This window comes from Maritimibacter harenae (genome assembly GCF_009882975.1).
In the GTDB taxonomy this organism is placed as follows: domain Bacteria; phylum Pseudomonadota; class Alphaproteobacteria; order Rhodobacterales; family Rhodobacteraceae; genus Maritimibacter; species Maritimibacter harenae.
This window is the reverse complement of record NZ_WTUX01000012.1, coordinates 186,727-209,588: the sequence shown is the minus strand read 5'-3', so window position 1 is coordinate 209,588 and position 22,862 is coordinate 186,727. Positions and strand designations below refer to the sequence as shown.

Genomic DNA, 22,862 nt, shown 5'->3' with positions numbered 1-22,862 from the left:
TGACTGAGGCCCTCCGGCAATCGCCGGGGGGTCTTTTTTGTCGCGGGTCAGGACAGCATGTCGCAGCCGTCGATCCCGAGGATGAAATCGGCCCCCAGCGCGCCGGCGGGGGTCCGGAAACCCGTGGGCAGTTCGCCCGCCGCGGCGCGCGCGGCGATGAGGGGCGCGGTGATCGAGGTCAGGCGATAGCCCTCGGTCGTGCGCAGGCGCAGCTCGGCCGACTGGCCTTCGGCGTTCTCGACCCGGCCCCAGATCGTGCAGTGCCCGGTACGCCGCGCCTCTTCGTCGGGGCCCGGCGGCATGGCGTCGAGCCGGCGCTGGATGAGCGGGCGGCCGATGCCGGTGAGAAGCCGCCTGAGCGCCAAGGGCAGCTTCATCAGGGCGACCATGTCGGCGGGCGGCTTCATGAACACCTCGATGTTCGGGATGCCGGTGGTGTGCCACGCGGTCACCGTGTCGCCCCAGCTGATCGCCCCGACCTCCTCGGGCCCGTCGCCGAAATCCACCTTGCGGAAGAGCGGACCGGTCCGGCCCCGGAGCGCGCCGTCGCGGCGTATGATGGGGGCGCGGCCGAGGTAGGAGATCGCGGTTGTTGCCGTGCCGCGCGAGGCCTGGCTCATGCCCTTGAAGGCCAGCGTGAGGCGGGTGGCGTCGGGCAGGCGGTCGGCCAGCATCGCGGACAGGCAATCGGTGGGCACCACGTCGAAGCCGGTGCCCGGCATCAGCGTGATCCCGGCCGCCTTCGCGTCGGCGTCACGCCCGGCGCAACCCGAGAGCACGTCCACCTCGCCGGTGATGTCGAGGTAATGCGTGCCGGTGGCGAGGCACGCGTCGGTCATCGGCTTCCACGTCTCGATGAAGGGGCCCGCGCAGTTCAGCACCGCCGCGCAGCCGTCCAATGCCTTGTGCAGGCCATCGGTGTCCGTGACGGAGACGGCGACGTGGGGCAGGTCCAGCTCCCGGGCGAGCGGGGCGAGCTTGTCGGCATCGCGCCCGGCCAGAACGGGGGTGAGGCCGGTGGCCACCGCCTGCCGCGCGATCAGTTCGCCGGTGTAGCCATAGGCGCCGTAGATCAGGATGTGTCCGGCCATGTCGTCCTCCCGGCTGCGGTTGCCGCCAGATTAGCCCATCGCCGTGCGGCTGTCGCGGCTGGCCTCAGCGCATCGGTTCCACGATCTCGTCCGAGGCGATCGGTTCGGCGGCGAGGATGTCCTCGAGCGGGTCGTGCTCGGCCACCCAGTGCCCGGGCGCGATCTGGTCGAGGCGCGGGGTGTAGTCCGCGTCGCCGGCGCGCAGCCTGGACGGCAGGAACCTGAGCGAGGCCTTGGGGTCGAGCGGCGAGGGGAGTTCGCCCGGGATGCGGATACGCTCGCGCGTGCGTTCGAGCTCGGGGTCCGGGATCGGGACCGCCGAGATCAGCGCCTTGGTGTAGGGATGCACCGGGTCGTCGACGATGGTGCGCGATTCGGCCAGTTCCACGATCCGGCCCAGGTAAAGCACCATGATCCGGTTCGAGATCGCGCGCACGACCGAGAGGTCGTGGCTGATGAAGATCATCGACATGCCGAATTCGGCCTGGAGGTCCTTCAGGAGCTGCACGATCTGCGCCTGGATCGACACGTCGAGCGCCGAGACCGCTTCGTCGCAGATGATGAGCTTGGGCTTGTTGATCATGGCCCGCGCGATGCCCACGCGCTGGTTCTGGCCGCCCGACAGTTCGTGCGGGTAGCGGTTGAACATGCCGCGCTCCAGCCCGACGCGGTCCATCATCGCGAGCACCTCTTCCTTGCGCTGCGACTTCGACAGCTCCGGGCGGAAGGTCTTGAGCGGCTCGGCGATGCTGTCGGAGATCGTCATGCGCGGGTCGAGCGAGGCGAGCGGGTCCTGGAAGACGAGCTGCATGTCCTTGCGCGACCTGGTGAGGGTCTTCTTGTCGAGGTCGGTGAAGGACGACCCCAGCCAGGAGACCGAGCCGCCCGTGGGCTCGATCAGCCGCAGCACGGCGCGCGCCAGCGTGGACTTGCCGCAGCCGCTTTCGCCCACGACGCCCAGCGTTTCGCCGCGCGCGAGGTCGAAGGTCACACCGTTCACCGCCTTGAGCGGGATGGTGCGCCCGAAAAGACCGCCTTTGACGCGGATCGGGAAGTGCACCTTGATGTCGTCGGCGCTGAGCAGCGGCTCGGCGCTCTCGGCCGCCGCATGCGGCGCGCCCTCGTCGTCGATGCGCGGCATCGCGTCGAGGAGCTTGCGGGTGTAGTCGTGTTTCGGGGCGTTGAAGACCTGCATCACGTCGCCGGATTCCACGTATTCGCCCAGCTTCATCACCTCGATCCGGTCGCACATGCGCGCGACCACGCCCATGTCGTGGGTGATGAGCGCGATGGCCGTGTTGCTCTGGGTCTGGAGCTCGTGCATCAGGTCGAGGATCTCGGCCTGCACGGTGACGTCCAGCGCCGTCGTCGGTTCGTCCGCGATCAGGAGCTTGGGTTCGCACAGCATCGCCTGTGCGATCATCACGCGCTGGCGCATGCCGCCCGACAGTTCGTGCGGGTATTGGCCCATGCGCCGCTCGGCCTCGGGGATCTGCACGCGGTTCAGCCAGTCGAGGCAGAGCCGGCGGGCCGCCGCCCCCGACAGGCCCTTGTGGACCTTCAGCACCTCGGCCATCTGGTCGCCCACCTTGAGGTGGGGCGTGAGCGCGGTGAGCGGGTCCTGGAAGATCATGCCCACGTCCGCGCCGCGCAGCCGGTTCAGCTTCGACACGGGCAGGTTCAGGATCTCGTCCCCCTGGAACGTGACCGAGCCCGTCGCGCGCCCGTTGGGTGGCAGCAGGCCCATCGCGGCCATGAAGCTCTGCGACTTGCCGGAGCCGGATTCACCGACGATGCCCAGGCATTCGCCCGGGGCGATGTCGAACGACACCCCTTTCACGGCGTCCACCTGGCCGTCCGGCGTGGAAAAGGAAACGCGCAGGTCGCGGGCGGAAAGCACGGTCATGTCAGCGGTCCTTCGGATCGAGTGCGTCGCGCAGGCCATCGCCGATGAAGAACATGGTGATGATGATCGCGACGTAGAAGAAGAGCGGGTAGAGAAGTTGCCACGTGGTGCCGTAGGCCATCGTGCCAGCCCCTTCCGCGATCAGCTTGCCCAGGCTCGTGTAGGGTTCGGAGATGCCCAGCCCCAGGAACGAGATGAAGCTTTCGGTCAGGATCATCTCGGGCACGAGCAGCGAGGCATAGACGATCACCACCCCGATCAGGTTGGGCAGGATGTGGCGGATCATGATCGTCACCTCGGACACGCCCGCGGCGCGGGCGGCCTCGATGAATTCGCGGGTCTTGAGGCTGAGGGTCTGGGCCCGCACGATCCGGCTCATGGTGAGCCAGCCGACCGCGCCCAGTGACACGAACAGCATGAAGAACGACCGCCCGGCGATGACCAGCAGCAGGATGATGACCAGCGTGAGCGGGATCGCCAGCAGGATGTCGACGAAGCGCATCATGGCGCTGTCGACCTTGCCGCCGACATAGCCGGCGATCAGGCCGTAGGTCGTGCCGATGATGAGCGCGGTGGCCGCGCCGATCAGCCCGACCAGCAGCGAGGTGCGCGTCGCCTGGATCACGCGCGAGTAGAGGTCGCGCCCCAGCTCGTCGAGGCCGAAGTAGTGCCCGTTCGCGATCGACGGCATCCCCTCGGAGGCGATGTTGCCCATGCGGTCCCAGTCGATCTCCTCGTTCGACCACTGGGCGAAGAGCGGGCCGATCAGGACGAACAGGATGATGAGGCCGAGGACGACGACGCTGGCCATCGCGGCCTTGTTCTGGACGAAGCGGATCTGCGCGTCCTTGAGCAGCGACCGGCCCCGCACGGGGATCTGGTCGGTGACGTCGTCGGCGATGGCGGCGGCGCGTTGGGAGCTTCCGAAAACCATGTCGTTCCCTTCAGTACCGGATTTTCGGATCGAACCACGCGTAGGCGAGGTCGGTGATCAGGTTCACCACCACGGTCAGCGTGCCGTAGAGGATCGTGACCCCCAGCAGCACGGCGTAGTCACGGGTGAGCGCGGAGCCGACGTAGGCTTGTCCCAGCCCGCCGGTCGAGAAATACATGTCCACGAAGACCGAGCCGGTGAGCACGTAGACGAAGACGGGGCCGAGGTAGCTTACCACCGGCAGCAGCGTGGGCTTCATCGCGTGGCGCCAGATCACGGTGCGTGTCGGTAGCCCCTTGGCCCGCGCGGTGCGGATGAAGTTGGAGTTCAGCACCTCGAGCATGGAGGAGCGCGTCAGGCGCGCGATGTTGCCCATGTAGGAGGTCGAGAGCGCGATCACGGGCATGATCAGGTATTCCCACTGCCCGCCGTTCCAGCCCCCGCCGGGCAGGAGCCCGAGCCAGAGCGTGAAGGTCAGGATCAGGATCGGGCCCATGATGAAGTTGGGCAGCGCCTGCGCGCCGATGCCCATGCTGACCGCGGTGTAGTCGATCCAGGAATTGTGCCGGATCGCGGCCACGACGCCCAGGGCGACGCCCACGATCGAAGCCGCGAGGAAGGCCAGGGACCCGTAGGTCAGCGAAATCGGGAAGCCTTGCGCGATGATGTCGTTCACGTCGCGGTCCTTGAACTTGAAGGACGGGCCGAAGTCGAAATGCAGGACGATGTTGGTGAGGTAATCCCACAGCTGTTTCCACAGAGGCTGATCCAGCCCGTAGCGCGCCTCGATGTTGGCGAGCACCTGCGGGGGCAGGGGGCGTTCCGAGGTGAACGGGCCGCCGGGGGCGATCTTGATCAGGAAGAAGGAGGCGACGATCAGGATCAGGATCGTCGGAATCGCGATCAGCAGTCGTCGGATGATGTAGGAAACCAAGGGTGACCTCTTCGGAAACCGATGGGCGCGCCCCGGGGTGACCGGGACGCGCCGCTTCGAGCGTTATGGGTGGACCGGGTTACTCGGCGATCTTGTAGAGATTCTTCGAGTACCAGTTCTGCTCCACGTTATCGACGGGCCAGCCGCCGAGATCCGTGTCGTTCATGTAGACACCGGCGTAGTGGTAGATCGGGATGACCGGCATCTCTTCGTAGAGGATCTGTTCGACCTCGGTGTAGAGCGGTGCGCGCTCGTCCGACGTCTTGGCCTGTTCCAGCAGTTCGTCGACGCGTCCGTTCGAGAACTTGCCGTCGTTGTAGCCGGAGTCGGAATCCAGCAGGTCGAGGAAGGTCGAGGCTTCGTTGTAGTCGCCGCACCAGGCGCCGCGGGCCAGTTCGAAGTTCTGGTTGCCGCGCTCCTCGAGGAAGACCTTCCACTCCATGTTGGCGAGCGTCGCCTGCACGCCGAGCTTCTGCTTCCACATCTGGCTCAGGGCCACCGCGACCTTCTCGTGCGCTTCCGAGGTGTTGTAGACCATCTCGAACTCGAGCGGGTTGTCGGGGCCGTAGCCGGCCTCGGCCAGCAGGTCCTTGGCCATCTGGTCACGCTCGGACTGCTCCATGCCGGCCCATTCAAGCTGCGGCGGCTCGAAACCCGCGACGGCGGCCGGCGTGAAGGTATAGGCCGGGGGCTGGCCGCCCTGCATCACGCGTTCGGTGATGATGTCGCGGTCCACGGCGAGCGCCAGCGCCTTGCGCACGTTCACGTCCTGGAAGGCCTCGGGGCCCGAGTCCGACAGGTTGAACGTGTAGTAGTAGTTGCACAGGCGCGGGAAGCTGACCGCCTGCTCAGGATACTCTTCCTTCAGGCTCGGGTACTGGCCGGCCGGGATGTCGGTCTGGTCGAGCTCGCCGGCGAGGTAACGGGTCAGGGCCACGTTCTCATCGTTGATGACCAGGGCGACGACGCGGTCGATGACCGTGTTCTCGTTGTCCCAGTACATCTCGTTGCGCTCACGCACCGAGCGTTCGTTCGGCAGGTGTTCGGTCAGGACGTAGGCGCCGTTCGACACGATGTTCTCGGGCCGGGTCCATTCGTCGCCGTGCTCCTCGATCACCGATTGCGGCGCGGGGAACGTGGTGGCGTGCGTGGTCATCTGCGGGAAGTAGGGCAGCGGCGCGGTCAGCTGGACCTCGAAGGTGTAGTCGTCGACCGCCTTCACGCCCAGCTCCTCGGGGGCCATGTCGCCCGCGATGATCTCGGCCGCGTTCTCGATCGACATCAGCTCCATGAACCACTGGTAGGGGGAGGCGAGCTCCGGATCCACCGCGCGGCGCCAAGCATAGACGAAGTCGTTCGCCGTGACCGGGTCGCCGTTCGACCACTTCGCATCCTCACGCAGGTTGAACGTGTAGGTCATCTTGTCCTCGGACGCTTCGTAGCCGGTGGCCACGCCGGGGACGAGATTGCCTTCCGCGTCCTGGTTCATCAGGCCTTCGAACAGGTCGCGCACGACGTTCGCGCCGTCGACATCCTCCACCACCTGCGGGTCGAGCGAGGAAAACTCGTCGAGCTGGCGGTAGGTGAAGGTCTGGTCCTCGGCGAGCGTCACGCCCTCGGGCACATGCGACTCGGCGATCGCGGCGCCGGTCAGCATGGTGGTCGACAGAAGCGTCGCCAACGCAAGTTTGCTCATGTGTTTCATTCGGGTCTCCCTGTTATGTTCTTTGTCGCCTGTCGGGCCTGCCGGGGCAGGCCGTCGCGCGTGCGATCGGTCAACTCTAACGGGGCCAACATGTCGAACAAGGTGGCGCAACCCTTACGCCGCGCCAATTCGCATGAATTTGCTCAAATTCCGGGCGAGACGTTGCGTCTCACCTGTGGTGCGCGGGAAAACCGGGGCGAAACGGTTCGGTATACCGTCGCACACATTGACTTGCGAACCGGGCTCCATTACCGCAACAAGCAACCGAGCGGGGCGGATTCCCCCCCCCGCGTCACCCTGACCTTGCGGAGAGCACACATGGCCAAGAGCGAGACCCCCGACATCATCTACACGCAGGTGGACGAAGCCCCGGAACTGGCGAGCCATTCGCTCCTCCCGATCATTCGCTCCTTCGCCACCGCGGCCGACCTGACCATCGAGATGCGCAACATCTCTCTCGCCGGGCGGGTGCTGTCGCAATTCCCCGACTACCTGACGGACGCGCAGAAGGTGAACGACGACCTCGCCGAGCTGGGCAAGATCGTGAAGCAGCCGGAAGCCAACGTGATCAAGCTGCCCAACATCTCGGCTTCGCAGCCGCAGCTCGACGCGACGATCAAGGAGCTCCAGGGTCAGGGCTACAAGATCCCCGATTATCCTTACGAGCCGGCCTCGGACGAGGAAAAGGACATCAAGGCGCGCTACGACGCGGTCAAGGGCTCGGCCGTGAACCCGGTCCTGCGCGAAGGCAACTCCGACCGGCGCGCGGCCAAGGCGGTGAAGAACTACGCCAAGGCGAACCCGCATTCGATGGGTGACTGGTCGTCCGACAGCCCGACGCACGTGGCTTCCATGCCGGGCGACGATTTCTTCGCGAACGAGAAATCGGCCACCATCACGGCCGAACAGGCGGGCGGCGCGAAGATCGTGTTCCTCGCGGATGACGGCAACCAGAAGACGCTGAAGGACGGGCTCTCCTACGAGGAAGGCACCGTGGTCGACGCGACCTACATGTCGGCGGCCAGCCTGCGCGCCTTCATCAAGTCCGAGATCGAGAGCATGGAACCGGGCGTCCTGTTCTCGGTGCACCTCAAGGCCACCATGATGAAGGTCTCGGACCCGATCATCTTCGGCCATTTCGTGAGCGTCTATCTCGAGGATTTCATCTCGAAGCACCGCGCCAAGCTGGACGAGCTGGGCTGGACCCCGAACGCGGGCATCGGGTCGCTGGAGTCGAAGATCGCCGGGAACGGCGAGCTCGAGGCCGACCTCAAGGAGGCGCTGGCCAAGCGCCCGCCGATGTACATGGTCGACAGCGACAAGGGCATCTCGAACCTGCACGTGCCCTCGGACGTGATCATCGACGCTTCGATGCCGGCCGTGATCCGCGCCGGCGGGATCGGCTGGGGCCCGGACGGGAAAGCCGCGCCGACGAAGTGCTGCATCCCGGACAATTCCTATGCGCCGGTCTATGACGAGACGATCAACTACTTCAAAGAGAACGGGAAACTCGACGTCACCACCTGCGGCGCCGTGTCGAACGTGGGCCTGATGGCCCAGAAGGCCGAGGAATACGGCTCGCACCCGACCACCTTCGAAATCCCCGCCTCGGGCAAGGTGCGCATCGTTCTGGACAACGGCGACATCCTGCACGAGCACTCGGTCGAGAAGGGCGACATCTGGCGTTCGGCCACGGCCAAGAAGGCGCCGATCCTAGACTGGATCCAGCTGGGCATCACCCGCACCAAGGCCACCGGCAAGGCGGCGTTCTGGCTGGACGAGAACCGGGCCCACGACGCGGAGCTTATCAAGTACGTGGAGCCCGCGCTGAAAGAGGCCGGGATCGAGATCCCGATCATGGCCCCGCGCGAAGCGACGCGCTTCACGCTTGAAACGATGGTCGCGGGCGAGGATTGCGTCACGATCACCGGCAACGTGCTGCGCGACTACCTCACCGACCTGTTCCCGATCCTGGAGCTCGGCACCTCGGCCAAGATGCTCTCGATCGTGAAGCTGATGAACGGCGGCGGGTTGTTCGAGACCGGCGCGGGCGGCTCGGCCCCCAAGCACGTGCAGCAGTTGGTGGAAGAGAACCACCTGCGCTGGGACAGCCTGGGTGAGTTCTGCGCGCTGGGCGAGAGCCTCAAGTTCCTCTCCGACGCGCGCGGCAACGCCCGTGCCAAGGTGCTGGGCGAGGCGGTCGAGGACGCGACCCAGAAGGTGCTCGAGAACGGCAACAGCCCGGAGCGCAAGGTCGGCCAGAACGACAACCGCACGTCGCACTACTGGTTCGCCCGCTACTGGGCCGAGGCTCTTGCCGCCCAGGGCGACGACGCCGCGCTTGCCGAGCATTTCAAGCCGATCGCCGCGGCGATGGCCGAGAAGCAGGACGTGATCGTCGAAGAGCTGATGGCGGACCAGGGCAAGCCGGCCGACATCGGCGGCTACTACCACCCGGACGAAGAGAAGACCTCGTCCGTGATGCGGCCCTCGGCGACGCTGAACGCGATCATCGCCTGACCGGGCGCCACGAACCGAAAAGAAGGGCGGGCCCCGGCCCGCCCTTTTTCATGCGAAAGACCCATCGACGGGTCCCTCTTTCCAGTTTCGGAAAAACCTCGAGGGGTGTCGCGCCTTTGGTGCGACGTGGGCAGAGTCCCCCTTGGCGGGAACGCGCAACGCGCGATCCGAGCCCTCTCAGATCTCCAGCACGATCTTCCCGATGTGCGTCGAGCCTTCCATCCGCTCGTGCGCCTTCGCGGCCTCGGCGAGGGGGAAGGTGGAATCCATGATCGGCTTCACGCGGCCCGCGTCCAGCAGCGGCCAGACATGCTCGCGCAGCTCGGCGGCGATGTTGGCCTTGGCGGTATCCGACTGCGGCCGCAGGGTGGAGCCGGTGACGGTCAGGCGCCGGGCCATGATCTCGGCGAAGTTCACCTCGGCCTTGGGGCCGGAGAGAAACGCGATGTGGACCATGCGCCCGTCGTTGGCGAGCGCCTTGATGTTGCGCGGGATGTAGTCGCCGCCGACCATGTCGAGGATCAGGTCGGCGCCGCCTTCCTCGCGCAGGACCTCGACGAAGTCCCGCTCGCGGTAGTTGATCGCCACGTCGGCGCCCAGCTCGGTGCAGACCGCGCATTTCTCGTCGTTGCCGGCGGTGGTGAAGACGCGCGCGCCGAAGACATGGGCGAGCTGGATGGCGGTGGTGCCGATGCCGGAGGACCCGCCGTGGACCAGGAACCGCTCGCCGGCCTTGAGGCCGCCGCGCATGAAGACGTTGGACCATACGGTGTAGTATGTTTCGGGCAGGCAGGCGGCTTCCTTGAGCGTCAGCCCCTCGGGCACCGGGAGCGCGTGGGCCGCGGGCGTGGTCACGTATTCCGCGTAGCCGCCGCCGGGCAGGAGCGCGCAGACCTGGTCGCCGACCGCCACCCCGGTGACGCCGGGGCCGACCGCGACCACCTCGCCCGCGCCTTCGAGGCCGGGCAGGTCGCTGGCCGTGGGCGGCGGCGCGTAGGCGCCCGCGCGCTGGAGCGCGTCGGGGCGGTTCACGCCGGCGTAGGCCAGCTTGATCAGGATGTCGCCGTGGCCGGGTTCGGGCACCGGGCGTTCGGTCAGGGTCAGCACGTCGGGCGCGCCGGGCTTGGAAATCTCGACGGCGCGCATCGTGTCGGGCAGTGTCATCTGCGGGTGCCTCCCCAATGGCCCGGGTAGCCCGGGCGTGGCGCGCCGGGCGCGCGGATGTGTTCGAAGACGCGGCCGGGGCCGTTCATGAAGCCTTCGAAAAGCCGGGAGCCGGTCACGCGGCCCTTCACTTTCTCGAACTGCATCACGTCATCGATGCGGCGGTCGAGGAATGCCCAGGTCGCCTCGCGCCCCTCGCTTTCGTCGCCGAGCCAGTAGAGCACGGTGGACGAGTAGACGCCGGAAAGCGTGGCGCGCTTGGTGTACCAGTTGATGTCGTCCGAGGTGTCGCCCAGCGTTTCCCAGATCAGGCTCACCGTGTTCCACAGCGCGCGCGATCCCTGGGCCGCGTATTGCGGCAGGGCGAAGAGCGACATGCCGCGCCGGACGAGTTCGCGGTCCGACACCTCGAGCCGGGTGCGCACGGCATAGGCGATCCGGTCGCGGAACCGCATGTGCGAGAGGTCCGCGTCGCGCAGTTTCTCGACCATCTGCGCGTCGCCGCGCTGGTGGTAGGCGAAGGCCAGGTCGACGCCGCCGCGCGGAAACAGCGCGCGGGCCTCGTCGAGCGGGATGCCGGTGTCCTCGCAGGCGGCCTTGAGCGCCTCGTCGCTCCAGCCGTCGAAGGGCACGTGCATCTGCACCGCATCCAGGAGTTGATCAGCATGTGTCATGGGGAAATAGGTGGCACGGCCCCGCGGGCGGTTCAAGGGAAGCTGGCGCAAAGCGAAACTGGACAAAGGCCCGGATGGCCGTTATAAGGCGCCTTCCTGCAACTTCTCTTGCAACTCAAACCTAGAAAGGTGGTGACAACCACATGCAGGTATCGGTTCGCGATAACAACGTCGACCAGGCGCTTCGGGCTCTGAAGAAGAAGCTTCAGCGTGAGGGTGTGTTTCGTGAAATGAAGCTCCGGCAGCATTTCGAGAAGCCCTCCGAGAAGAAGGCGCGCGAGAAGGCGGAAGCCATTCGCCGTCAGCGTAAGCTCGCTCGGAAAAAAGCGCAGCGCGAAGGTCTTCTCTGAGGATCTGACGCGACACAGGTCGGCTTGCTGACCAGACGACCCCCGTGGCTCGCGCCCGGGGGTTTGTCGTTTTCGGGGTTGCGGGTTTCGGGGCGGCGGCGTCTTCTGCGGCTGCATTTTCGCCGCCGGAGCCTGTTTTCATGACCCGCCAGATTACCGTCACCGCAAGATATCCCCGCGACGCCGACACGGTCTTCGACGAGGCGATCCATTTCGGCGAACTTGTCGAAGCGATGAAGGGCATCGCGCGCTACGAGGGGCTGCCCGACGGCGATGTCGAGGAAGGGCGGACCTACGTGGTCGACATCACCCTGTTCGGCCTCATTAAGAACCCTGGCCACAGCATGCACGTGGAACGGCTCGACCCCGCCGCGCGGGTGATCCAGAGCCGGGAGCGCAACCGGAGCGTCAATCGCTGGGATCACACGCTGTCGATCCAGCCGGACGGCGAGGGCTGCGTCTGGACGGACACCGTGGTCATCGCGGCGGACCGGATGGAGGGGTTCACCGCGCGATTCGCCGCCTTCGTCTATACCCGCCGGCACCGGCACCGGGGCGCCGCTGCCATCGAGACGCGCGTCACACCTCTTTGAAGAACGTGGTGATCGCCGTCATGATTTCGTTCGGGGCGGTGTGAGGCAGGTTGTGGCCCACGCCCTCGACCACGTGGTGGCGTGCGCGGCGGTTCCACTGGGTGAGCTTGCCCATCGCCGTGAGGGGAATCACCGCATCGTCACCGCCCCAGATGGCGAGCACGGGGATGGTGGTCTTGCCCACGTCCCGGTGCAGGTCGGCCAGGTCGATGGCCAGCGTCTGGCGATGGGCCGACAGGACGGCGGGAAGGTAGCCGCGGCGCGTCGTCTCGGCCTGCATCCGGTCGGCGATGTCCGGAATCACCGTGGGGCCCGCCGCATCGCGCGCGGCCGCGGCCCGCAGGGCGCGGCCCCCGGTGGTCAGCCAGAGCCAGTCCCCGAGTGCCCCGATGCGTCCGGCCGTGCTGAGCGGCGGGGCGGGGGTGTAGTCGATCCCGGCGGTGGCGAGCAGGATCATCCGGTCGACCCGTTCCGGGTAGGTCGCCGCGAAGAGCGAGGCGATCACGCCGCCCATCGAGTAGCCCATGAGCGAAACCGGCCCCTCGAGACCCAGCTCGTCCAGGAGCTCGGTCAGCTGGTGGAGGAAGAATTGCGGACTCTGCGGCTCGGACGGCCGGTCGGACAGGCCGCGGCCGTAAAGGTCGTAGGCCAGCACCTGGTAGCCCAGCATGTTGAGCCCACGGGTGAGTCCGGCGAAGACCCAGTGCGGTGTGGTCAGCCCGTGGATGAGCACGATCACGTGCGGCGCTTCGGAGCCATACCAGCGGTAATGGGTGAGCCCGCCGGAGAGCCGGGCGAAGTCGCCCGCCTCGGCCGCCTTGCGGTCGCGGGCGACCGGCCGGCGCAGGCGTTCGGCCACGAACGGGGCCAGCGCCACCACAACGACGATACCGACGATGATCCAAGCCATGCGAGACTGTCCGTTACCCGTGAGTCCTGCCGTGATACCGGCTTGGCCGCCCGGGGCATAGTCCCCGTGCGCCGTTCGGTGGTCAGGCGGCCTCGTCCCGGGTCAGAAGCCCGGCCTGCACGAGCCGCTCCGCCCAGCCCTCGGGCCTGGTGAAGAGGTGCGTCTGCCAGCCACGCGCCTGCGCCGTGGCGATGTTGTCGGGCTTGTCGTCAGTGAAGAGCAGGTATTCCGGCGCAATGCCGCAGTCGGCCTCGACCATCTCGTAGATGCGCGGGTCGGGCTTGGTCACGCCCATGTGGCCCGAGATGTAGCGGCGGTCGAAATCCTTGAGGAACGTGTCGCGGCTTTCCGACAGGGCGAAGCTGTCGATCCCGAAATTCGAGAGCGCGAAGACCGGCACGCCCTTGGCGCGCAACGCGCGCAGCAGGCGCACGGAGCGGTCGATCGGCGGGCGGGCGAGGTCGAGCCAGCGGTCGTGCCACATCAGGATCTCGTCGCGGAACTCCGGGTAGGCTTCGGCCGTCTCGTGGACCACGTCGCGGAAATTCTCGCCACGGTCGAAGCGTTCGTTCATGCCGTGCAGGTCGACGGCGGCGAACATCGCCTCGCGCCGGTCGCGCCCCACGAGCTCGTCGTAGCGCGCCTCCGGCTGCCAGGTGATGAGAACGTTTCCGATGTCGAAGAGGACGGCCTCGGGCCGGGGCAGGTCGGTCATGGTCGGCACACCTTCAATGCTTGGCGACCCGGTCGCCGTGATGGGCGATGACGGCCGCAAGGTCGTCGGGCGCGGTGCTGGTGGGCAGGAAGGCGCAGGCGTTTGGGCTCATTTCGAACACGGTGCCGTCGGAGAAGACGGACGAGCCGGTGACGAAGACCACCTTGGTCGCCGGGTGGCGGTAGGCGGCGTAATCGGCGACCGCCATCGCGCCCGAGCCCGGCAAGTCGAGGTTGGCGACGATGATGTCGGCCCGGCCCGCGCGCAGCCGGTCCAGCGCCGCATCTGCGGCGTGCACGAGCGTCACCCTTGATCCCTGCCGATCGAGGTGCCGTTTCCAAAGGCGGCCGAGATCGACGTTCGGTTCGACGATCAGAATATCCAATGAATCACCGAGATTTCAGCGCAAGCAGCAGTCGTCACGGGACTTTATATCAAACGGCCGGGCACGCAATTAACGAAATCAAAACTTAGTAAAACGTGTGGACGAGTCGCCGAGATCGCGTCGCGGCCGTTGCGCGGGGCGCGATTTTGAGATTGAAGCGGGACCCGGGAGACATGCGATGACGACGACCTGGATCACGATCTGTGACACCTGCAAACGCGACGACTGGGCCGACCGGGGCGAGGAGCGGCCGGACGGCATCGCGCTGGCCGAACGCGTGGAACGGCTGGCGGCGGACACGCCGCTCAGGGTGCGCCGCACTTCATGCCTGATGGGCTGCGACCACAGTTGCAACATCGCCGTCCAGGCGCAGGGCAAGCTCGCCTATACGTTGGGCCGGTTCGAGCCCAGCGAAGAGGCCGCGCAGGGAATCGTCGACTGGGCGCTCATGCACGGCGAAAGCGACACGGGGCGCGTGCCCTACCGCAGTTGGCCGGTCGCGGTGAAAGGGCATTTCGTGACCCGTCACCCGCCGCTGCCCGAGGGCGAATGAGCGCGCCGCGCGATCACGGGGGCGGGCTGGATGCCGCCATCGCCCGTTTCGGCGGGACGCGCGCCGACTGGGTGGACCTGTCCACCGGCATCAATCCCGAGCCCTTCCCGCTTCCCGATATCCCGCGCGACGCCTGGACCGCGCTGCCCGACAGCGGCGCGTTCAAGGCGCTCGAAGCTGCCGCGCGCGCCTTCTGGTCGGTGCCGGAGGACGCGGCGGTCCTGGCCGCGCCCGGCGCTTCGGCCCTGATCGCGCGCATTCCGGCGCTGGCCCCGCCGGGAACGGTCCGCATCGCGCAGGCGACCTACAACGAACACGCCGCCGCCTTCGGCCAGGCCGGGTGGCGCGTGCAGCGCGACGGACCGGCGGACGCGCGGGTGGTCGTGCATCCCAACAACCCGACGGGGGATTTCTGGACCTGGGGGGACGCGGGCGCGCGGTTGACCGTGATCGACGAAAGCTTCTGCGACATCGCGCCGGAGACCAGCCACGTGCAGGACCGGGCCGGCGCGCCGGGTGTCCTGATCCTGAAATCGCTGGGCAAGTTCTGGGGGCTGGCGGGGCTGCGGCTTGGCTTCGTCATCGGCGATCCCGCGCTGGTGGCGCCCCTGCGCGAGATGCTGGGGCCCTGGCCCGTGTCCGGGCCCGCGCTGGTGGCCGGGCGCGCCGCGCTGGAGGACCGCCTCTGGGCCGACGAGACACGTGCGCGGCTGGACGGCGACGCGGCGCGGCTTGACGCGCTGATGAGCGGGGCGGGGGCCGCGGTACTGGGCGGTACGCCGCTGTTCAGGCTCTACGATGTGGGGGACGCGGCCGAGTGGCAGGCGCGGCTTGCCGAAGGCCGGGTGTGGTCGCGGGTCTTTCCATACGCATCCGGATGGTTGCGGCTGGGCCTGCCGCCCGCGGACCGCTGGGACCAGCTCGAGGCGGCCCTGCGATGAGTTATTCCGTGGTCCTCGTCATCGCGCTCCTGATCGACGCCGCTTTGGGCGAGCCGGAAGAGGTCTGGTCGCGCGTGCCGCACCCGGCCGTGCTCATGGGGCGCGCCGTGGGGTGGTGCGACGCGAAGCTCAACCACGGCAAGGGCCGCGTGGTGACCGGCGCGGTGACCATCGCGGCGCTCGCCGCCCTGGCCGGCACCGTCGGCTGGGCGCTGGCGCAGATCGGGTGGATCGTGGAGGCGCTGGCGGCCGCGATCCTGCTCGCCCAACGTTCGCTCGTGGAACACGTGGAAGCGGTGGCCGAAAAGCTTTCGGTTTCGCTCGAGGACGGGCGCGCGGCGGTGGCGCGGATCGTGGGGCGCGACACGGAACAGATGGACGACGCGGACGTGGCGCGCGCGGCCATCGAAAGCGCGGCAGAGAACCTGTCGGACGGCGTCGTGGCGCCCGCGTTCTGGTTCCTGCTGGGCGGCCTTCCGGGGCTGATGATCTACAAGATGGTGAACACCGCCGACAGCATGATCGGCTACCGCACCCCGAAGCACGAAGCCTTCGGCAAGGCCGCCGCGAAGCTGGATGACGTGCTGAACTGGATTCCGGCGCGCCTGTCGGCGGTCCTGATCTTCGTCGTGCACCATCGCCCGGGCGGCTGGGCGGCAATCCGCCGGGACGCGCCGCTCCATCGGTCGCCCAACGCGGGGTGGCCGGAGGCGGCGATGGCGGTGAGCCTGGACGTCGCGCTGTCAGGCCCGCGCGCCTACCACGGCGCACGCCGCGACTACCCGTTCGTGAACGCGGAAGGAGAGCGCGACATCGACGCGGACGACGTGGAGCGGGCCGTTTCGGTGCTCTGGCGGGTCTGGATGGCGCTTGTCGCGATCGTGTTCATCATCGCGGTTGTGTGGTGAGCGGGTGCTGATAGGCTCGGGTCGAAACGAACCCGGAGTGCCAGATGAAGTCAATTTTCGTCGCCGCGGCCCTGAGCCTCGCCACCGCTTTTCCCGTCTTCTCGCAGGACTATCCCGCGCCACTGGTCGAATGCGGCGGATCCTTTTCCTCTTTCGTCGACCGAATGAAATCTCTCGCCGTCAGCCGGGGACATGCGCCCTCGACGGTGGACCAGTTCTTCGCCTCGGCGCGCCAGGACGGCGCGACGCTGAACGCGGACCGGGGGCAAGGATTCTTCCAGAAGCCCTTCATCGAGTTCTCCCGCTCGCTCATTTCGCAGAACCGGCTTCAGAACGGCATCGCGAACCTGCAGCGCTATGACGCGGTGTTCGATGCGATCGAGCGCAATTACGGTGTGAGCCGGGGTGTCCTGACCGCCTTCTGGGCGTTCGAGACGGATTACGGCGGCTTCCAGGGCAACTTCAACACGCTCAACTCGCTGATGACCCTGTCGCATGACTGCCGGCGTCCGGGCTTGTTCCAACCGCAGGTGCTGTCCGCGCTGGAGCTCTACGAGACAGGCGATTTTTCCCCGACCGAGACAACGGGCGCCTGGGCGGGCGAGATCGGCATGGTCCAGATGCTGCCCGGCGACATCATCGAGGCGGGCGTCGACGGTGACGGGGACGGGCACGTGCGGTTGAAGTCCTCGGCCCCCGATGCCCTGATGTCCGGGGCGAACATGCTGCGCAAGCTGGGCTGGCGCCCGAACGAGCCGTGGCTGCAGGAGGTGGACGTGCCCCAGTCGCTCGACTGGTCGCTCACCGGCACGGAGAACAGCCTGCCCACCAGCCAGTGGGCCCAGATGGGCGTTCAGGCGCGCAACGGGTCCCTTTTCACGAACCTACCCGGCAAGATCATCCTGCCGCAGGGGCACAAGGGGCCGGCCTTCATCGCCTACCCCAACTTCGACGTCTATTTCGAGTGGAACCAGAGCTTCACCTACGTCCTGACGGCGGCCTATTTCGCGACACGGCTGGAGGGCGCGCCGGTCTATGACGCGGGCAACCCGGACCCGGGCCTGTCGGGGCCGCAGATGAAGCAACTGCAACAGAAGCTCCAGGCGAAGGGATATGACGTGGGCAAGGTCGATGGTATCCTCGGCGCGGGCACCCGCGCGGCGGTGCAGGCGGAGCAGGAACGGCTTGGCCTGCCGGCGGACGCCTGGCCGACGCCGGCGCTGCTCAATCGCCTGTAGGCGGCGTTAACCACACCCGGGCGATGGCGTTTACCGCTTCGAAAGGTTTGTGGTACAGTTTTCGCGTATCGGAAGTAGTTTCGTTCAGTATCACCACCGACGAAACGGCCCCGCAGAGCTGCTACTCTGCGGGGCCTCCCTTTTTCAGCCTAGCGGCCGATCCAGAGTCGGATGATCGTCACGACAAGCGTTGCCGCCGCAATCGCGACCATCCATTTACGGAAGTCCGTTTCATTCAAGTATCATCACCTCCAATCACCGCGAAGGGTCGCGGCAACCGGAGGATTGCACTCAAAACATTAGAGCGGCGTTAACCGTCACCAGCCGATGTGGTCCTCGTAGAGCACCACGCTGTCGAGCCAGAGGTCGAGCAGCGCTTCGAAATCGCGGTAGGACAGGCCGTCATTGCTGGTCGCCACGTCCATCTCGATGCGCGACACGCCGTCCTCGGTGAGGTAGGAGCGCACGAACCGGCGTTCGGTGTTCCAGGCGTTGATCGTGTCGAGCGCCACGTCGGAGCCGGTGCGGTAGCCCGCGTAGAACTGCACGGCCTGGCAATCCGTGTTCTCCTGGCAGTCGTAGAAGAACAGGCTCATCTTCTGGCCGTTGGAGCGGTACTCGACCAGCGGGTCGCCCACGCTGTCTTCGGTCAGGCGGGCCGGGAAGCCCGCGTCCTCGAAGAAGTCGACGAAGCTCTGCGGGTCCGAGGCCACGACCGTTCCCGGCACTTTCACGTCGAGCGTCTTGCGTTCCTGCGCCACGGCAGGTGCGGCGAGGATGGCCAGCGCGGCGATGGCGGCGAGTTTCGGTGACATGACGCTCTCCCTGATTGCCCTTCGACGCCAGATTAGCGGGTAATCGCCGGGGGGCAACCGGGTCAGGCGACGAGCGCCTCGGCTTTCTTCAGGTCGACCGACACGAGCTGGCTCACCCCCTGCTCCTGCATCGTCACGCCGAACAGGCGGTCCATGCGGCTCATCGTGACCGCGTGGTGGGTGATGATGAGGAAGCGTGTGTCGGTGCGGCGCGTCATCTCGTCGAGCAGGTCGCAGAAGCGCGTGACGTTCGCGTCGTCGAGTGGCGCGTCGACCTCGTCGAGGACACAGATCGGCGCGGGGTTGGCCAGGAAGACCGCGAAGATCAGGGCCAGCGCGGTCAGCGTCTGCTCGCCGCCCGACAGGAGCGACAGGGTCGACAGTTTCTTGCCCGGCGGCTGGCACATGATCTCGAGCCCGGCTTCGAGCGGGTCGTCGGATTCCACCAGCACGAGGTTCGCGTCGCCGCCGCCGAAGAGGTGGGTGAAAAGGTTCGAGAAGTTCGAGTTGACCGTTTCGAACGCGGTCAGCAGGCGCTCGCGCCCCTCGCGGTTGAGCGAGGCGATGCCGTTGCGCAGTTTGCCGATCGCCTCTTCGAGGTCGGCCTTCTCGCTGACCAGCGTGTCATACTCGGTCTGGACCTCCTTGGCGTCTTCCTCGGCGCGCAGGTTCACGGCCCCGAGCGCGTCGCGCTGCCGCTTGAGCCGGTTCACGTCGCCTTCGATCTGCTCGGACGAGGGCATCTCGTCGGGCACGACGTCGAGGCTTTCGAGCAGCTTGTCGGGCGATGTCTCCATCTCGTCCGAGATGCGTTCCTCGGCATAGGCGACGGTTTCCTTTGCGCCGTCGAGCCGTGCCTCGGCCCGGGCGCGGGCTTCGCGCGCCTCGCCGGCCTCGCGTTCGGAGTCGCGTTCGGCCATCTGGGCTTCGCGCAGGGTGCCCTCGGCAGTCGAGAGCGCGTCCTGCGCGCGGGCGCGGCGGGCCTCGGCCTCGGTGATCTGGCGGGACAGCTCGTCGCGCTTGGCGGCCAGTTCCTCGGGGGCGGCCTTGGCGTCCTTCAATTCGGCTTCCGAGGCGGTCTTGCGCTCGGCCAGTTCGCCGATCCGTTTCTCGGCGGTCTCGAGCCGGTGGCGCCAACCCGAGATTTCCTTGGTCACTTCCTGCGACCGCTTGAGCCGGGCCTCGCCCTCGCGCTTGAGTTCGTCATGGGCCGACCGGCGCGCCATCATGGTCATGCGGGCGGCTTCGACGGTGAGCTTGGTGTCCTCCACCTCGCCCCGCGCCTCATCGAGGTCGGGCAGGTCGCGCACCGCGCGGTCGGCCTCGGACAGCCGGGCGCGCGCGGCGGCGGCTTCGTCCTCGTGGCGGGTGACGGCCAGCGTCAGGTTCTCGAGCTTGCCTTCGGAGATGTTGCGGTCGGCCTCGGCCTTGGACTGGGCGCGGTTGGCCTCGGTCACGGCGCGGTCGGCATCGCGACGGGCGTCGCGCGCGGCGCGGTCGGCCTCGGTCGCGCGGGCGAGTTCCTCGCGCAGCGCCTCGTGCGCGTTCACGGCCGCTTCGGCGCGGCCCTCGGCGCTTTCCAGATCCGCGCGCAGGTCGGCGAGCCGGTTGAGCTGTTGCAGGCGCAGCGCGGCGGCGGAGGGCGCGTCCTCGGCGGCGACATGGTAGCCGTCCCAGCGCCACAGGTCGCCTTCGCGTGTGACGAGCCGCTGGCCGGGGCGCAGGTCCGCGTGAAGGCGGGCGGCGTCGGTGGCGTCGACCAGCCCGACATGGGCCATGCGGCGGGCGAGCACGTCGGGCACGCTGACCACCTCGGTGAGCGGCGTGGCGCCTTCGGGCAGGGGGGCGGCGTCATCGTAGCCGGGCAGGGTGCGCCAGCCGGAGGCCCCGTCATCCTCGGTCGCGGGGGCGCGCAGGTCGTCGGCGAGCGCGGCGCCGAGCGCGGCCTCGAAGCCCTTCTGCACCTGGACCAGGTCGAGCACCTGGCCGCCTTCGGCCTTGTCGCGGTCGAGCACCTTGGCGAGCGCCGACACCTCGGCGCGCAGGGCGTTGGCTTCGCCCTCGGCCTCGGAGCGTTCACCGCGCGCCTCGGCTTCACGCGCCTGGGCGTCCGAGCGCGCCTCGTCGGCGGCGACCAGCGCGGCTTCGGCGGCTTCGGCGGCTTCGCTGGCCTGTTTCTGGGCGTGGTCGGCCTCGGACTGGGCCAGCTTGGCCGCGTCGAGCGAGGCCTTGGCCTGCGTCACGGCGGCGCGCGCGCGTTCGGCTTCGCCCTCGGACTTGGTCAGGGTCTTCTGCGAATCCTCGAGCAGCCGGTGGGCGGACTGGTGGCGCGCGGCGAGCCGGGCCACGTCCTCGGTCAGCTGGCTCAACGCGTCCTCGCGTTCACCCAGCACGCGCTTGGCGTCGCGCGCTTCCTCGGCCGCCGTTTCGAGCCTTCCGTCATGGCCCTGTGACGCCTTGGCGAGCTCTTCACGCTCCCATTCCAGCCGCTGGATCGTCTCGCCCGCGTCGCGGTTGAGCGATTCCTCGCGCTCCATGTCGCGGGTCAGCTGGTCGATGCGGCCGGTGAGCGTTTCGATGCGCTGCGCGGCCTGCGCTTCCTGCTCTTCCAGCTGGTCGCGCGACACGGTGAGGCGTTGCAGCACGGCGGAGGCGACGGCCTCTTCCTCGCGCAGCGGCGGCAGCTTGTCCTCGGCCTCGACCCGCGCCTTCGCGGCGGTGCGCGCGGCGGTTTCGGCGGAGGCGGCGGCGCGCACCCGTTCGGTGAGCTGCGTCTGGGCCAGCGCGCGCGCTTCGTCCGCCTCTTTCCAGCGGCGGTAGAGCAGAAGCCCCTCGGCGGTGCGCAGCTGCGTCCCGATCTCGCGGTAGCGCTGGGCCTGCTTGGCCTGGCGGGCCAGCTGCGACAGCTGCGAGGCGAGCTGTTCGACCACGTCCTCGACCCGGGCGAGGTTCGTCTCGGTCCCCTTGAGCTTCAGCTCTGCCTCGTGCCGGCGCTGGTAGAGGCCCGAGATCCCGGCGGCTTCCTCGAGGATGCGGCGGCGGTTCTTGGGCTTGGCGTTGATGAGTTCGGCGATCTGGCCCTGCCGGACGAGCGACGGGGAATGCGCGCCCGTGGAGGCATCGGCGAAGAGCATCTGCACGTCGCGCGCGCGCACGTCCTTGGTGTTGACCTTGTAGGCCGAGCCCGCGTCCCGCGTGATCCGGCGCACGACTTCCAGCAGGTCGGAATCGTTGAACCCGGAGGGGGCGAGCCGGTCGGAATTGTCGAGCTGAAGGACGACCTCGGCGAAGTTGCGCGCCCCGCGCGCCGACGTGCCCGCGAAGATCACGTCCTCCATCCCGTCACCGCGCATCGCCTTGGCGCGGTTTTCGCCCATCACCCAGCGCAGCGCCTCGAGCAGGTTGGACTTGCCGCAGCCGTTCGGACCCACGACGCCCGTCAGCCCGTCCGCGATGATGAGATCGGTCGGGTCCACGAAGCTCTTGAAGCCGTTGAGTCGAAGGCGGGAGAAACGCACGCGGCGATCCTTGGCTGATTCCGGTTGGTTTACGGATGATCCCGGCGCCGCGTCGCAGAGTCAATCTCAACACGCATGATATGGCGGGGTGGCGCCGGTTATCCACAAGATATTGTCACAATCATGTCGGAGCGATCCGTGTTAGACTGCCCCAATGGATGTGCGCGAGGTCATCATCGCCTTCAACGACGCGATCAGCCGGGCCGACCTTGCGGCATTGGCCGAACACGTCGCGCCGGACCATGCCTTCATCGACGCGGCGGGCAACAGCGTCACCGGCCGCGAGATGGTGCTGGCCGCCTGGCGCGGTTTCTTCGCAGCCTTCCCGGGCTATCGCAACCGGTTCGACGAAATCCGGGTGGCGGGGCCCCACGTGATGATCCGCGGGATCAGCGAATCGGACGACCCGGCGCTCGCCGGTCCCGCCCTGTGGCGCGCCGAGGTGGTCGACGGGCTGGTGACCCTGTGGGAGGTGCACGCCGACACGGCCGAAAACCGAACACGACTCGGCCTGGACCGACACGCGGACGCCGCCGGCGACGATGGTGCTTGACGCGCACGGCCCCCAAGCGTCATTACGGGCAGGCATGGTTCCCGATCAGAGCGCAAAGCGCCCCGGGAGAATAGGGAATGCGGAGGGGTGATCCAAACCGGAGCCTTCAGCCGCAGCCGCCCCCGCGACTGTGACGCGGCGAGCGACCGTCGGATGCCACTGGACCCCCGGGTCCGGGAAGGCGGCGGAAGCAGCGACCCGCAAAGCCAGGAGACCTGCCATGTGGACCACAACCCACCCGTCGGGGAGACGGGCAAAGGAGGGACACACATGACGACCAAGACGATCCGTAACACCGCGGTGGCCGGCGATTCCCGGCTGGGCGCGATCTTCGCCGTTCTCGCTTTCGGCACCGTGCTGCTTTTCGCGGCCGGTTACGCGCAGGCGACGGCGCTGCACGACGCGGCCCACGATCAGCGTCACGCGATGGCGTTCCCCTGCCACTGAGGCAGGCC

At 67.7% G+C, this 22,862-nt stretch carries 21 protein-coding genes and 1 riboswitch; of the genes, 9 read left to right on the top strand and 12 right to left on the bottom strand.

What is annotated here, in order from left to right:
* Positions 1–47: 47 nt before the first annotated feature.
* The 5 genes from GQE99_RS11310 to GQE99_RS11290 all read right to left on the bottom strand — a co-directional run bounded on the left by GQE99_RS11310 (position 48) and on the right by GQE99_RS11290 (position 6,570).
* Positions 48–1,091, bottom strand: a complete 1,044-nt coding sequence (locus tag GQE99_RS11310; RefSeq protein ID WP_161351727.1) for a saccharopine dehydrogenase family protein — start codon at positions 1,089–1,091, stop codon at positions 48–50.
* A 64-nt stretch (positions 1,092–1,155) separates the two neighbouring features.
* Positions 1,156–2,997, bottom strand: a complete 1,842-nt coding sequence (locus GQE99_RS11305; RefSeq protein WP_161351726.1) for an ABC transporter ATP-binding protein — start codon at positions 2,995–2,997, stop codon at positions 1,156–1,158.
* A 1-nt stretch (position 2,998) separates the two neighbouring features.
* Complete coding sequence (locus tag GQE99_RS11300; RefSeq protein ID WP_202530734.1) at positions 2,999–3,931, bottom strand: ABC transporter permease subunit; 933 nt, start codon at positions 3,929–3,931, stop codon at positions 2,999–3,001.
* Positions 3,932–3,941: 10 nt separating this feature from the next.
* Positions 3,942–4,865, bottom strand: coding sequence for an oligopeptide ABC transporter permease OppB (gene oppB / locus GQE99_RS11295; RefSeq protein WP_161351725.1), 924 nt, complete (start codon positions 4,863–4,865; stop codon positions 3,942–3,944).
* A 79-nt stretch (positions 4,866–4,944) separates the two neighbouring features.
* On the bottom strand, positions 4,945–6,570 hold the full coding sequence (locus GQE99_RS11290; protein WP_161351724.1) for a peptide ABC transporter substrate-binding protein: 1,626 nt from the start codon (positions 6,568–6,570) through the stop codon (positions 4,945–4,947).
* A 318-nt stretch (positions 6,571–6,888) separates the two neighbouring features.
* Between GQE99_RS11290 and GQE99_RS11285 the strand changes: the two genes are divergently transcribed.
* A complete protein-coding gene (locus tag GQE99_RS11285; protein ID WP_161351723.1) occupies positions 6,889–9,090 on the top strand; it encodes an NADP-dependent isocitrate dehydrogenase in 2,202 nt (733 codons plus the stop codon).
* 177 nt (positions 9,091–9,267) lie between these two features.
* Here the strand turns inward: GQE99_RS11285 and GQE99_RS11280 are convergent, their stop codons facing one another.
* Complete coding sequence (locus GQE99_RS11280) at positions 9,268–10,248, bottom strand: NAD(P)H-quinone oxidoreductase (protein ID WP_161351799.1); 981 nt, start codon at positions 10,246–10,248, stop codon at positions 9,268–9,270.
* Positions 10,249–10,250: 2 nt separating this feature from the next.
* Positions 10,251–10,928, bottom strand: coding sequence for a COQ9 family protein (locus GQE99_RS11275; protein WP_161351722.1), 678 nt, complete (start codon positions 10,926–10,928; stop codon positions 10,251–10,253).
* 143 nt (positions 10,929–11,071) lie between these two features.
* On the opposite strand from GQE99_RS11275, the gene rpsU reads away from it, so the two are divergent.
* Together rpsU and GQE99_RS11265 are read left to right on the top strand one after the other, a co-directional pair.
* Positions 11,072–11,278, top strand: coding sequence for a 30S ribosomal protein S21 (gene rpsU / locus GQE99_RS11270; protein ID WP_018302784.1), 207 nt, complete (start codon positions 11,072–11,074; stop codon positions 11,276–11,278).
* A gap of 140 nt (positions 11,279–11,418) precedes the next feature.
* The gene (locus GQE99_RS11265; protein ID WP_161351721.1) at positions 11,419–11,871 is read left to right on the top strand and encodes a hypothetical protein; all 453 of its coding nucleotides are present in this window, start codon (positions 11,419–11,421) and stop codon (positions 11,869–11,871) included.
* On the opposite strand, the gene GQE99_RS11260 is transcribed toward GQE99_RS11265, so the two are convergent.
* The 3 genes from GQE99_RS11260 to GQE99_RS11250 form a co-directional block, all read right to left on the bottom strand.
* Complete coding sequence (locus GQE99_RS11260; RefSeq protein ID WP_161351720.1) at positions 11,858–12,781, bottom strand: alpha/beta fold hydrolase; 924 nt, start codon at positions 12,779–12,781, stop codon at positions 11,858–11,860. The two genes, GQE99_RS11265 and GQE99_RS11260, sit on opposite strands and share 14 nt — an antisense overlap.
* 82 nt (positions 12,782–12,863) lie before the next feature.
* The gene (locus GQE99_RS11255) at positions 12,864–13,496 is read right to left on the bottom strand and encodes an HAD family hydrolase (RefSeq protein ID WP_161351719.1); all 633 of its coding nucleotides are present in this window, start codon (positions 13,494–13,496) and stop codon (positions 12,864–12,866) included.
* Between the two features lie 13 nt (positions 13,497–13,509).
* A complete protein-coding gene (locus GQE99_RS11250; protein WP_161351718.1) occupies positions 13,510–13,881 on the bottom strand; it encodes a response regulator in 372 nt (123 codons plus the stop codon).
* A gap of 178 nt (positions 13,882–14,059) precedes the next feature.
* Here GQE99_RS11250 and GQE99_RS11245 point away from each other — a divergent pair, with 178 nt between their 5' ends.
* Genes GQE99_RS11245 through GQE99_RS11230 form a run of 4 tightly spaced genes read left to right on the top strand, consistent with a single transcriptional unit; the run spans position 14,060 to position 17,521 of the window.
* Complete coding sequence (locus GQE99_RS11245) at positions 14,060–14,434, top strand: DUF1636 family protein (RefSeq protein ID WP_161351717.1); 375 nt, start codon at positions 14,060–14,062, stop codon at positions 14,432–14,434.
* A complete protein-coding gene (locus tag GQE99_RS11240; protein WP_161351716.1) occupies positions 14,431–15,375 on the top strand; it encodes a threonine-phosphate decarboxylase in 945 nt (314 codons plus the stop codon). Before GQE99_RS11245 ends, GQE99_RS11240 begins: the two co-directional genes overlap by 4 nt.
* Positions 15,372–16,283: an adenosylcobinamide-phosphate synthase CbiB gene (gene cbiB / locus GQE99_RS11235; RefSeq protein ID WP_161351715.1), complete on the top strand. Its 912-nt coding sequence runs from the start codon at positions 15,372–15,374 to the stop codon at positions 16,281–16,283. The genes GQE99_RS11240 and cbiB overlap by 4 nt, the downstream gene beginning before the upstream one ends.
* A gap of 44 nt (positions 16,284–16,327) precedes the next feature.
* Positions 16,328–17,521 carry a lytic murein transglycosylase gene (locus GQE99_RS11230; RefSeq protein WP_161351714.1) on the top strand — a complete coding sequence of 398 codons (1,194 nt, stop codon included), beginning with the start codon at positions 16,328–16,330 and terminating at the stop codon, positions 17,519–17,521.
* 317 nt (positions 17,522–17,838) lie between these two features.
* On the opposite strand, the gene GQE99_RS11225 is transcribed toward GQE99_RS11230, so the two are convergent.
* Positions 17,839–18,336 carry a YbjN domain-containing protein gene (locus tag GQE99_RS11225; protein WP_161351713.1) on the bottom strand — a complete coding sequence of 166 codons (498 nt, stop codon included), beginning with the start codon at positions 18,334–18,336 and terminating at the stop codon, positions 17,839–17,841.
* A 62-nt stretch (positions 18,337–18,398) separates the two neighbouring features.
* On the bottom strand, positions 18,399–21,854 hold the full coding sequence (gene smc, locus GQE99_RS11220; RefSeq protein ID WP_161351712.1) for a chromosome segregation protein SMC: 3,456 nt from the start codon (positions 21,852–21,854) through the stop codon (positions 18,399–18,401).
* Between the two features lie 154 nt (positions 21,855–22,008).
* On the opposite strand from smc, the gene GQE99_RS11215 reads away from it, so the two are divergent.
* Positions 22,009–22,407, top strand: coding sequence for a nuclear transport factor 2 family protein (locus GQE99_RS11215; protein WP_161351711.1), 399 nt, complete (start codon positions 22,009–22,011; stop codon positions 22,405–22,407).
* An 18-nt stretch (positions 22,408–22,425) separates the two neighbouring features.
* Positions 22,426–22,644: riboswitch (cobalamin riboswitch) on the top strand.
* Positions 22,645–22,677: 33 nt separating this feature from the next.
* Positions 22,678–22,854, top strand: a complete 177-nt coding sequence (locus GQE99_RS11210; RefSeq protein ID WP_161351710.1) for a CbtB domain-containing protein — start codon at positions 22,678–22,680, stop codon at positions 22,852–22,854.
* The last annotated feature ends 8 nt before the right edge of the window (positions 22,855–22,862 follow it).

Coding starts and splice junctions, on each gene's coding strand:
- GQE99_RS11305 (WP_161351726.1), bottom strand. CDS start 2,997: ATGACCGTGCTTTCCGCCCGCGACCTGCGCGTTTCCTTTTCCACGCCG.
- GQE99_RS11290 (WP_161351724.1), bottom strand. CDS start 6,570: ATGAAACACATGAGCAAACTTGCGTTGGCGACGCTTCTGTCGACCACC.
- rpsU (WP_018302784.1), top strand. CDS start 11,072: ATGCAGGTATCGGTTCGCGATAACAACGTCGACCAGGCGCTTCGGGCT.
- GQE99_RS11240 (WP_161351716.1), top strand. CDS start 14,431: ATGAGCGCGCCGCGCGATCACGGGGGCGGGCTGGATGCCGCCATCGCC.
- cbiB (WP_161351715.1), top strand. CDS start 15,372: ATGAGTTATTCCGTGGTCCTCGTCATCGCGCTCCTGATCGACGCCGCT.
- GQE99_RS11225 (WP_161351713.1), bottom strand. CDS start 18,336: ATGTCACCGAAACTCGCCGCCATCGCCGCGCTGGCCATCCTCGCCGCA.
- GQE99_RS11215 (WP_161351711.1), top strand. CDS start 22,009: ATGGATGTGCGCGAGGTCATCATCGCCTTCAACGACGCGATCAGCCGG.
- GQE99_RS11255 (WP_161351719.1), bottom strand. CDS start 13,496: ATGACCGACCTGCCCCGGCCCGAGGCCGTCCTCTTCGACATCGGAAAC.
- GQE99_RS11245 (WP_161351717.1), top strand. CDS start 14,060: ATGACGACGACCTGGATCACGATCTGTGACACCTGCAAACGCGACGAC.
- GQE99_RS11310 (WP_161351727.1), bottom strand. CDS start 1,091: ATGGCCGGACACATCCTGATCTACGGCGCCTATGGCTACACCGGCGAA.
- GQE99_RS11285 (WP_161351723.1), top strand. CDS start 6,889: ATGGCCAAGAGCGAGACCCCCGACATCATCTACACGCAGGTGGACGAA.
- GQE99_RS11275 (WP_161351722.1), bottom strand. CDS start 10,928: ATGACACATGCTGATCAACTCCTGGATGCGGTGCAGATGCACGTGCCC.
- GQE99_RS11230 (WP_161351714.1), top strand. CDS start 16,328: ATGAAGTCAATTTTCGTCGCCGCGGCCCTGAGCCTCGCCACCGCTTTT.
- GQE99_RS11300 (WP_202530734.1), bottom strand. CDS start 3,931: ATGGTTTTCGGAAGCTCCCAACGCGCCGCCGCCATCGCCGACGACGTC.
- GQE99_RS11260 (WP_161351720.1), bottom strand. CDS start 12,781: ATGGCTTGGATCATCGTCGGTATCGTCGTTGTGGTGGCGCTGGCCCCG.
- GQE99_RS11210 (WP_161351710.1), top strand. CDS start 22,678: ATGACGACCAAGACGATCCGTAACACCGCGGTGGCCGGCGATTCCCGG.
- GQE99_RS11265 (WP_161351721.1), top strand. CDS start 11,419: ATGACCCGCCAGATTACCGTCACCGCAAGATATCCCCGCGACGCCGAC.